The 11426-nt window shown below is 44.5% G+C and carries 4 protein-coding genes; all 4 read right to left on the reverse strand.

All coding sequences use genetic code 11. The features are described 5' to 3' along the window. Positions 1 to 38 precede the first annotated feature (38 nt). A complete protein-coding gene (locus tag L3V30_RS23550; RefSeq protein WP_237310091.1) occupies positions 39 to 1649 on the reverse strand; it encodes a hypothetical protein in 1611 nt (536 codons plus the stop codon). Next, positions 1646 to 2773, reverse strand: a complete 1128-nt coding sequence (locus L3V30_RS23555) for a Tricorn protease domain-containing protein (protein WP_170892080.1) — start codon at positions 2771 to 2773, stop codon at positions 1646 to 1648. Before L3V30_RS23555 ends, L3V30_RS23550 begins: the two co-directional genes overlap by 4 nt. Positions 2774 to 2845: 72 nt before the next feature. After that, a complete protein-coding gene (locus L3V30_RS23560; RefSeq protein ID WP_237310094.1) occupies positions 2846 to 4597 on the reverse strand; it encodes a hypothetical protein in 1752 nt (583 codons plus the stop codon). A gap of 767 nt (positions 4598 to 5364) precedes the next feature. Beyond that, positions 5365 to 11055, reverse strand: a complete 5691-nt coding sequence (locus L3V30_RS23565; protein ID WP_237310093.1) for a tandem large repeat — start codon at positions 11053 to 11055, stop codon at positions 5365 to 5367. Positions 11056 to 11426: the final 371 nt, after the last annotated feature.

Below are 11426 nucleotides of genomic sequence, written 5' to 3' on the forward strand. Positions count from 1 at the left end.
GGTAGGGACTTTGCACCCTACTGGACTTAACCCATTGTTTAGGTTAACGTTCTGGGCTTATTATGCCATTTAATCGCTTGGCTGCGTCTCTTGCCCAGAGCAGTGTTGAGCACCTCGTGGCGCTCCCAAGCTTCCGCAACTCGCCCGGCAACCACACGTCGGTTACCCAGACGTGATTCTAAAGAAAGTGCTAGTGCGCTTGCCCTAGCTTCATTGGTGTTAAAAACCTTATCGTGAAATAGCGCCTTCCAACCAACACCCGCGATAGCTGGTGTGTGGAGTTCCTGCAACTTATCAAGCGCTTCTTTCGTACTGTAAATACCGTAATACAATTCGCCCGCCGCTTTCATCGCAGGCGGCATCTCGGACTTAACTGCATCCCAATACAGTTTCGAGACGTTATTAAACACCGCTTGGCGGCCATCACGGTCTAAAGTGTCTTGCAAGCTACCGCTCAGCAGCCCTGCTCCTAGCTGAGCAGACACATCTCGGATATTCTTGAGTAACGCAATACTTCTTGAAGCTGGCGTATTGGCAGTTACACCTTGTACATTACCGTGAAGATAATGTTTCATATTTCCAAAGTACTGAGGGTATTGATAAATCAAGGATTCCTCAAGGGAGATCATATCGCCACTGACAATAGCAAATTTCCCTAACGGAGTGCTTGAAGAAAAGGTAATCTGTTCACGTAGCTCGTAAGTGTAGACTGTATCTAAGCCTTCAGAAAATTGCTGAATATGAGCGTCTTTAATGAACTGTGGAACGCCATTTTTCATCTGGCTTGGAATAAATTCGACACGGATACTGTATAAGCCTTCTTTAAAATCAGCAGGATCAACGTGAAACATCGCGCATGGATATTGCTTAGCATTTTCTTCTGAATGCTCATCTTCAGGTAATGTCGCTTGTACTGAAGAACCTATCGTTTTGTATTCCCCACCTTCTTTGGTTGAGTCAAATTTTTGCAAAGTAACCGTCGCACTTTCATAACCTTGATCAGAAAAAACCACAGCGCAACTCGCCACAACAGGTAAAACGAAGCCTTTTAGTGTCTCTCCCGATTCACTTACATCTTCATACCACTTGTTATATTCTGCCTGTTCTTCGCTGAGCCCCCCGTTCGCAGCTGGTTCGTAAGGCTTAGCCAATTGTTCAATGCTGATCTCTGTCAAGGTGAGTTTTGCTTCGCTGTTTTCCAACTGGCTACTCAAATCTGCAACTTTTGTAGCTAACTCTTTGGGGTTTAACTCAGAAAGTGAAGCTATTAAAGGCAAGGGTGGAAAGCGGAAAGTGAAGGTCTGCTCACCCTCTTTGGGTAGATCCCTACCTAAAGCATGAATTGTGTGCTCTGGTGTCAGGACCTCAAAAGCCCCATATTGATCTGGCTTTCCATTACCCAGTGAACATAACTTAAATTTATGGTCGGTAGCCCAAAGCTTAGGGCTATCGCTATCGGTGACGTTAAGCATCGGCACTTTCGCTAACGGGCGAATATTGGAAATATTTTCTCCAACTAGACTCGTGTTGGAGTGCCATGAAGGGTAAGTTTTGTCGTTATTTTCATCTTCTTCGGCTGCAAAGTAAGCGCCAAATAAATAATAACTAGCATGTAGCGGTATTGTATTGCAGTTCTCTACAAGGCTCATAAATCCCCCTCTTTAACAAAATCACCATTATTGGCAAAAGCGTTGTATAGAGAAGAATTACCAGCACTATGGCCTGTCCCAATTTGCTCCCATTTCAGGTATGGCCCAAATTCATTGTTTTCTGTTGTCTTGCTCAATATAACTCTAGCCGCTCCATCTCGTGTGTAATTTACATCTTTACCTAGAATTTCAAAATAACGTAACTTACCTACCGCTCTTGGAACAATTTCTTCCGACTGGAAGGTTCTATTTTTAACGTCAATAAGATAACGGTGCGTTCTGGTTTCTGACCAAACATAACGTCCTGTTGGGCTAATTGCTTTCTTACGGAACTCCTTGGCATCCAAATCACCTCCTCTTTCTTTAGGTGCAACAGAATAAAGCAGTTCATTCGTCTGCTCATCGAAAACTGCTACTCCATATGCAACAACAACAATTCGTTTTCCATTATATATAACAGAGTATTCATTAAAATTAACTTCCGTTTCTTCTTTTTCACCCGTCGCTAACGTGTACTTCCAGTCTTTAAACTTGTCTACGTAGTAAAGATAGCTGCTGTCTTCAGCCCATAGAAACTCTGGGTAGCCACGTGAACGACCGAGTTCAATATACTCACCCGTCTTAAGATCTTTAATTACTTTAAACATCCCTTCTGAGGCCGAATAGGCCAAAGCCAAGTAGCGATTATTTGGAGAGACACGCATTAGACGAACTTTGCCAACAAACTCATCTGCGACCAGACGCAAGTCCGTCCCATCCGTTTTGATACTCCACACTTTATCCCTTTGATCATAGTGGTCTTTCGCTTCATTTCGGGCGTTATCCCAACGAAACACTACACGTGGTAAATCATAAGAGCCTTCATTGGTGAGATCTTCACGTGGCCATTCTTTAGCTTTAAAAATAAAGTGTTTAGGTTTACCCGTCTCTTTGTCATAAATAACGTAATTGTTTTCTGTGATATAAACACGACCATCTTCCCACTGTTGAGCATTTTTTTCTGCGATTCGGTCTTGAACCGTCTGAGGTTTTGGCGCGTGTTGTTCAGGTTCCTTGGCCGATTCTTGATTACAGCCAGATAAGACCGCTAAAGTAATCAAGCATAATGTATGACGTAGATTCATCTTATATTCTCTTCGTTATCTTTCTCGATCGCGTTTAATGGTGTGACAACGCAACCCGAATAAGTTGTTTTGTTAACTTGTCTGATCTTTTTTCTTATAAGCCAGTAAATCCGCAATGGGTGTTTGAGCAAAAATGACCGTTTTATTATCTCTTCCGTGATGACTATTGCCCTGATAACCACGGAGAAGATCCACTTCTTTAACCTCTGCAGGCCAACCAGTAAAACGAATCAACCTAGAACCATTCTCTTTTTTTATACATTGGCGCAAGCACACTCGCTGAGACCAATCACCATCGCTTTGCCTTAACTCAAAGTAATCATCTGACTCGTCCAGCGTCGTATAACCCGGATATTCGAAAACTATCTCGACAGATTTAAGTAAATACACGACCGCTACATTTTTATTTACCTGGCTTCGTAACATTGCGTATTTTTCAGGTTTTGAGGTCGCAGCACTTGGTAATACTGAGAGCAGGCGAACAGAACCGTCTCCAATTTTAAAGCTTTTCTCACTGCTATAATGGTTAAGATCAGTGACTTTTATGGCCTTGGTTCCGGGATCACTTTCTAGTTCAGATAGTTCACTCTCGCTCAATCGTTTACTGTTATAAGCCAAATATACTTCTTGAGGCTCACCTTTAATCTTGTAAGGAAGCCATATATGCGGGAGAGGGTAACCTTGCGCGCTCCGCTCCACTGGGCTAGAAGCATTAATAGGGCTCAAATTTGTTTCAATCTTTTCTTTGATTTGTGGCTCATAGCCAGTCATGACTATCTCAACTTCTTCCTCAACTAAGTTGAACACTCGAGCCTCTCCAGAGCCATTCAAAGAGCCTTCACTTACCACCTTGCCGTTCTGCACGATTTGGAAAGGCTCATAAGCGAAAACACCGCCTGTTTCAGGATTGGTCATATAGATATCGGCGTGCCTTTTGGGTCTAGAGCCTTCACGAACACTATTAATGTCCGTATCTGAAAAGTAACCATTTTCCGTAATTGCCACTTCGCGCCAAATTTTATTGTTCCAAACAACATACACGTAGCCTGATTTAAACACTTCTGCAGCTTCATCTGATTTATCGCTACCAGGGAAGTGCAGCGGAACCACAGGCACCAACACGTTATCCCACTCATCCATTTGAGTTTCTTTATCAACGGGTTGCAGGTCTTCGGCGAGTTTAAGCAAGATTGGCTGAGGCTGGTCGGAACAAGGGATTTTGATATAGAGCGTTTTGCCCTCAGCTTCGAGATCTTTAAATGTCGCGAGGCTGCGGTGTTTGTTTTCTGTATCAGCCTTGCCTACAGTAACTTTTTCTTTTTGAGCTTCGGTTTTTCCCAACATCAAACATGCCGCGTTGCTAGACCACTGCCCTGCAAACTCGACAACGATTTTTTGGTCTGGACTTGGCTCAGAAGGGACATGCGTGTAACTACGAACTAAAGCAACATCGTCGGTAACCTGCTTGTATCCTGCTTTAAAAGCTTTGCTTTCATTCGAAGCAGATACAGAGTCAACGAGTGATTTAAGTCTAGGGAAGCTTTGCAGCTGAGAGTCCGTCAATGGCGAACGACGAGCAACGGTAGATAATGACACCCAATTGCCTTTTCCCAATTCGATTCTTATAGCAGCTAGCAATGCGCTGGTCGTTTTTTTGGCAGAGATGGAAATCTTTTGCGCCAATTCTTTAGGGAGGTTTCTAAGGATGTCATCTGAATTTCGCAAACGCGAAAGCTGTCCTATACACTCGTCCGGTGTAAGAACATAAGATAGCTCGTTGGAGGATAGCTTCGAGCTAGGTATAAATTTGCAAACTAAATGCATTTGAATTCTCCACAACCAACATCGTAAATATGGCTGCGGTGACAATTAAGCTGATAAGGCTTACAAGTACGATTTGGTCTGCGTATCCTACTTACTTAGCCATTTATTTTCAACGAGATAGAAAAATCGCCCGAAATCAAAAAACACCAAAAAAATGGTAATTTTTACTATCAAAACATGCGATTTAACCACAATAAAAGCCAGTAACATCACCCACTCTGTCAAAATGGTAAAATCTTACTATCTAAAAAAATTTAATTTATGGACTGAAGTTAACAAAAATCGTAGTAACGTGCGCTTCAGGTAAGCACGAGGAAATTCAGAAGTTTATGAGGTGCCCTCCTCAGCAACAAACAACAAATTGACTGTTACTGAGGAAGTTTAAATAAAAAGGTGAGCGCATTACGCACTCACAAAAGTAACTGCTCTGAAGCTTGCTAGGATTAAATTTGCTTCATCGCGAGTTAAAGAGGCGGGTATTACCCATCGACCTCATGCAGAACACTATACACAGAGTATAGAAACGATCGTAAATATATAATATTTAAAAAGATTTTCAACGCGGCACATTCACCACAGCATCTACCGAGCGACCATCACAATCACGTCATACACACCTAAAAGCAACATTGGCCTAGTTATTATAGTTATTCAGCCTTGTATTAAGGCGATTCATTAATTCGAGTAACTTATCAATAAAGGCAATTATTTTGATAAATATCACAAAAAGCCCCAAATAAATAAAGCGAGCTAAACGCTCGCTTTATTTATGCGGCATCTTTAAAGGTTCTGTTCTCGCCAAAATATCGGTTATAGACAGCTCCTAAAGAGGCCGTACTTGCGTAACGATCATAGTTAAATGTTGCTTGAGCCTCTTCAGCAGAGGCAGACAGCTTGTTGGTACCATTCACATAAATCGTCACCGCCCCGTCTTTCAGTCCTGAAAGATCTAAGTCAATTGTCCATGAGTCTGAAAATACGGTTGCCATGCCTGTGGCTTCTGCACCATCAGCGTCGACTGCTTTGATATCTATATACTCACCATCTTCAAACCGTTCACTGCTACCACTTACTGTCACGCTTTCCACTCCAGTAACATCGTTGATAGCATCTAGATGTATTGTTGGTGTGATTGGCAAGGAGTAAGTCGTGTTCTGGCTACCTGTATTCCCTGATAAGTCTTGGTAGTCACGAACCAGCAACGCCACATTGAGCTCTGACGTGCTTGGTACCACCACATCACCAGTCCAAACGCTTGGGTCCGCTGTTGCCACTAATGAGGTGATCGTCGTGCCACCTAACTCCGCTGCGGCGGATTGCAGATCTTTATCGAATTCCAGCGTTACCGTCACGCTTTGGCCGATGGCTTGATGCTCAGGCGTAAACGTCACATTAGTCAGCGTTGGCAGAGACTGCGCGAGTGTAAAGCTCTGGCTTTCACTCACTTCAATGCCCGCTGAGTTTGTCCCCGTCACCATCACAGTATAAGTTCCATTGGTTTGGTGACTCATATCCATTGCGTCACTGGTCCAAGTGCCACCAGCTTGTACCGTTGCAATGCTGCTTTTTAGTACCGTCGCGCTGCCTTGTGCTTTCACTTCAAGACGCAGGGACTGGCCGTCAAAACGTGTCGACGTACCTTCGAATTGTAGCGTGGCGGCTTGCATTTCATTCACACTGCCCACCGGCGTAATAGCTAAGGTCGGCGTGATCGGCATGGAGTAAGCCGTGTTCTGGCTACCGGTATTTCCTGATAAGTCTTGGTAGTCACGAACCAGCAACGCCACATTGAGCTCTGACGTACTTGGTACCACCACATCACCAGTCCAAACGCTTGGATCCCCGGTTGCCACTAATGAGGTGATCGTGGTACCACCTAACTCCGCAGCGGCGGATTGCAAATCTTTATCGAATTCCAGCGTCACCGTCACGCTTTGGCCGATGGCTTGGTGCTCAGGCGTAAACGTCACGTTAGTCAACGTTGGCAGAGATTGCGCCAATGTAAAGCTCTGGCTTTCACTCACTTCTATACCCACTGAGTTCGTCCCTGTCACAGTCACGGTATAAGTGCCATTGGTTTGGTGACTCATATCAATTACGTCACTGGTCCAAGAGCCACCGGCTTGTACTGTCGCACTGCTGCTTTTCAATACCGTCGCGCTGCCTTGGGCTTTCACTTCAAGACGCAGGGACTGGCCGTCAAAGCGTGTCGACGTGCCTTCGAATTGTAACTTGGCGGCTTGCGTTTCATCCACACTGCCCACTGGAGTGATGGCTAAGGTCGGCGTGATCGGCATAGAGTAGGCTGTGTTCTGGCTACCTGTATTCCCTAATAAGTCTTGGTAGTCACGAACCAGCAACGCCACATTGAGCTCTGACGTGCTTGGTACCACCACATCACCAGTCCAAACGCTTGGGTCCGCGGTTGCCATTAATGAAGTGATCGTGGTACCACCTAACTCCGCCACAGCACCTTGCAATGCTTTATCGAATTCCAGCGTTACCGTCACGCTTTCGCCGATGGCTTGGTGCTCAGGCGTAAACGTGACGTTAGTCAAGGTTGGCAGAGATTGCGCGAGTGTAAAGCTCTGGCTTTCACTCACCTCAATACCCGCTGAGTTCGTCCCTGTCACAATCACGGTATAAGTGCCGTTGGCTTGGTTACTCATATCCATTGCGTCACTGGTCCAAGTACCACCGGCTTGTACCGTTGCGCTGCTGCTTTTCAATACGGCAGCGCTGCCTTGGGCTTTCACTTCAAGACGCAGGGACTGACCGTCAAAACGTGTCGACGTGCCTTCGAACTGTAACGTGGCGGCTTGCATTTCATTCACACTGCCCACTGGCGTGATGGCCAAGGTCGGCGTGATAGGCATGGAGTAAGCCGTATTCTGGCTACCGGTATTCCCTGATAAGTCTTGGTAGTCACTAATCAGCAACGCCACATTGAGCTCTGACGTGCTTGGTACCACCACATCACCAGTCCAAACACTTGGGTCCGCGGTTGCCACTAATGAAGTGATCGTTGTACCACCTAACTCCGCCGCGGCGGATTGCAGATCTTTATCGAATTCCAGCGTCACCGTCACACTTTGGCCGATGGCTTGGTGCTCAGGCGTAAACGTCACGTTAGTCAACGTTGGCAGAGATTGCGCCAATGTAAAGCTCTGGCTTTCACTTACTTCAGTACCCGCTGAGTTCGTCCCCGTCACCATCACGGTGTAAGTGCCATTGGTTTGATGACTCATATCAATCGCGTCACTGGTCCAAGTACCACCGGCTTGTACTGTCGCACTGCTGCTTTTCAATACCGTCGCGCTGCCTTGGGCTTTCACTTCAAGACGAAGGGACTGGCCGTCAAAACGTGTCGACGTGCCTTCGAATTGTAACGTGGCGGCTTGCATTTCATCCACACTGCCCACTGGAGTGATAGCTAAGGTCGGCGTGATAGGTAATTCGTGAACGGTGTTATCCTCCCCTATATTACCAGTCAAATCTTTAAACTGACTAACAACCAAGTCGACACTTAACAGCGTGGTGCTCGGAACTTGTACATCACCAACCCAGACCTTTTTATCTGCCGTTGCGGACAGAGAACTGATGCGATTGCCGCCAAGCTTGGCGGTCGCCTCTTGGAGCTCTTTATCAAACTCAAGCGAGACACTCACGCTTTGACCCACGCTCTGATGCTCGGGGTTAAATGTCACATTGGTCAGTTTTGGTAAGGTTCCTTCAACCGCGATACTTAAGCTGCTTCCTTTTCCAGGAATTGTGTTGGTACTTTGATAGCTATTATCTTCTACCTGAATAGTGATATTTTTATCTTGTTTTTCTGGGCTGATGTAATTAACCGTCCACGTAATATTGTCTGAAGTCGACCAAGTATCTTGTTTTAACGTTCCTGTTGCACCGCTATCACTAGCGACAAGATGGACATCTGAGATATCAAAGTTCGTAACTTCTTCTGTAAAGTTAAACGTAAGTGTAATCTCTTCGCCTCCAAAAAGAGGGGCGCTTGAAGCAGTAGATATACTTAGCCCGGGAACGGTTGCCGCTTCCACATGCGCGTCAATAGAACTTTCACTCTTGTTATCCACCTTGTCTGTTGCTGCCACCGTGATCGTATGATCGCCTTTAGGTAACAAATAGCTTATGACATAAGGCCCCACTTCGGTTGTCGGCTCAGTAATCGCTTGAGGAGCCACAGTGCTGCCACCACTCACCGCTTTTGAAGTGACGAGATTTAAATTTTTATCTGTAATGTATGCACTAATTTCTAGCTGATACTTATCGTTTGTCGGTATCTTAGAGATTTGATTAGCACTTAAGCCAGAAATACTTGGAACGTCATAATCAACAATAGACTCGATAACTTGTCCATCATAACTTTTGCCTAGTAATTCAAAGCTTGTATTCTCTCTTCCAACTGAGTCCGTCACCGTCACCTTAAGGGTATATGACCCTTGATTATCGACGGCAAAGTTCATCATTCCATTACCACTAGATGAGATAACATCACCTGAGTAACGCAAGGAATCACCGAGGCTTGGAATAAGCTCCACAGAATATTGTGAAGCTTTCACTCTTTCTCCTTCCACCGTAGATAGCGTAAACGGCTGGCTCGCCTTGGTTAAAAACAGTTTCCCACCCTGCAAACTCGTAATTCCATCGAAATCAACCGTGACTTTAGGAACACTAATATCAATGACTTTTCTGATATCAGAATACAGTCCGACGCTATCTGTCGCTTTGATGTCTACTGTGATTGAACCACGCCCCTCTAACTGAGATTTCGGTAGTTCAAAGTACGTAGATGAACCATTCCCATCCTCTACTCTTTCTTCTTGATAACTCGGGTTTAAAACCGAGTAGTTTACTTTTGCGAGGCTGCTACCAGTGTCCGTTATGTCGAAACGAAAACGAACATTATCTGGATTTGTTGGCGATTCAGTTACGATAATCTCATCGCCAACACTTGGAGGTGTGTTGTCAACTTTAATATCAACGGTCGCTTCACCGACTCTCGACCACACATCCGTTGCGGTAATAATTGTCCTGATCGTTTTTCCATCAGCATCGCTAGGAAGTTCACTCGTAAATGTTGAACACTTGTAGGTTGGGTCATCTGCACACACTTCCAATTGCGCAAACTTCTCCGGATTATCTTTATAGTTGTAGGATTCCGTTCCAAATCTGGCCATCACATTGTCTAGCCTAGAGTTTTCATACAACTTAATTCTGAATTTAGCGACAAGCTGCTGGCCATTAATGGTTGTGTTTCCGACCGGATCAGTAATTTCAACGACTACCGAACCTTTAGGTAATTCAAGCAGTAGATCATGCTCTGGCGTCAAGTTTCCTGCTAAGTCAGATACGTTTTTGATTTTGTATTCTTGAGTTGTACTCAGACCATCAATAATATCGGCGTAGGATTCAGAGTACGTACACTTGATATTTCCAACACCTTTGGCACAGGTCGTTGGTGTATAAGCTTTGTTGCCAAGATTACGAACCAACTTTGGATATTTATCTGAACTTTCAGTATTCACGCCTGATAAAGCATCATTGAAAGAGAGCTCAAATGTGAGCATCTTCTTCTTCAAAGCTTCATCAAACCAAACATCACTTCCTTTAAAACTGTATGAGTTACCATCAACGACTGTTGGTGCATCAATATCCACCATCGAAAAATTGAACTTGTTGATCGTTTCACGCCCATTTGTACCCAAGGTTTTAGTGATCAAAGTGACAGGTGCTTTCGTCATGTTTTGCCCAACATTGACACTACAACTGTAAGGTTCTTGCGATACGTTGATAACACCAGAAGTTGGTTGCTCATTAGTTGGTGGTGCATCTAGAGAGTTGTACTCTTCACGAACCCAACACTCTAACGTTTTGGCTTTGACCGCACTCAATGTAGTAAAGGTGACATCAAGAACACCATCAGATAAGTAGTTCTGGAAGTCCAGCGGACTTGCAACCGAGAGAACCACGCCTTCACGCTGTACGCTAAAGGTTTGGTTTACTTTTCCAACCTTTCTGTCTTTTTCGTCAAGGTAACGAACTTTGTTGTAAACCTTTATATCAAGTTCATAGTTACCATCTTTGGCAATTTGTGTAGAAAGCAGCGTTGCCGTCCAAGTGCCATCTGCGGTTTCTGAGAACGTAAAGTTAGTCCCGTTTTGCTCTCCAGAAAATCTATACGTTGAGTCAATTCGATCAACGCCACTGTCATCAACAATATCAAGCGTAAGTACGATATTCCCATCTTGATAGATGGTGCTGTTTGTAATTGGCGTTCCATCCGTGTAACTCATCGCTAGGGTTACCTGCGGGATGGAATTGTACACTTTAACGGTAAAATCTTGCTCACCACTGGTTAAGGTTGTGTTGCCACGAACATCAGACCCTTTTAAACGAACCTTGTGTGTACCCGTACCTAAATCACCAAGACTCACTTTGAGATCTTCATTGATTTTTTTACCTGGAGAGCCAGGTAATGGCTCCAGATCGCTAAACGTCCAATACTCTAAGCTTTCTCGGTTTACACCATTAATTGAAATATCACCGTTTGCATTTAGGTCTAGCGCCGTTAGGTCAAAGACATAGTTTCCTAAGTAGTAGTCATTCGCATTGAAACCACTTAATCCTAATGTTGGCCCATCACGATCAAGAATAACCTTGCGCGTGTTAGAACTAGATCCGTCATTCCGCAGCCAATTTCAGAATTAAAACAATGTGATCCAGTGATCGTTTACAAATGTTAGTGCGACAGACCTCTTGACCGCGATCCCCAGTTTTGATCTATTACTGTTATTTAACGGTCACT

Source organism: Vibrio sp. A1-1 (assembly GCF_021728175.1).
Lineage (GTDB): Bacteria > Pseudomonadota > Gammaproteobacteria > Enterobacterales > Vibrionaceae > Vibrio > Vibrio diabolicus.

Excerpts from the sequence above, each read along its gene's own strand:
- L3V30_RS23560 (WP_237310094.1), bottom strand. The coding sequence starts at position 4,597 with ATGCATTTAGTTTGCAAATTTATACCTAGCTCGAAGCTATCCTCCAAC.
- L3V30_RS23555 (WP_170892080.1), bottom strand. The coding sequence starts at position 2,773 with ATGAATCTACGTCATACATTATGCTTGATTACTTTAGCGGTCTTATCT.
- L3V30_RS23550 (WP_237310091.1), bottom strand. The coding sequence starts at position 1,649 with ATGAGCCTTGTAGAGAACTGCAATACAATACCGCTACATGCTAGTTAT.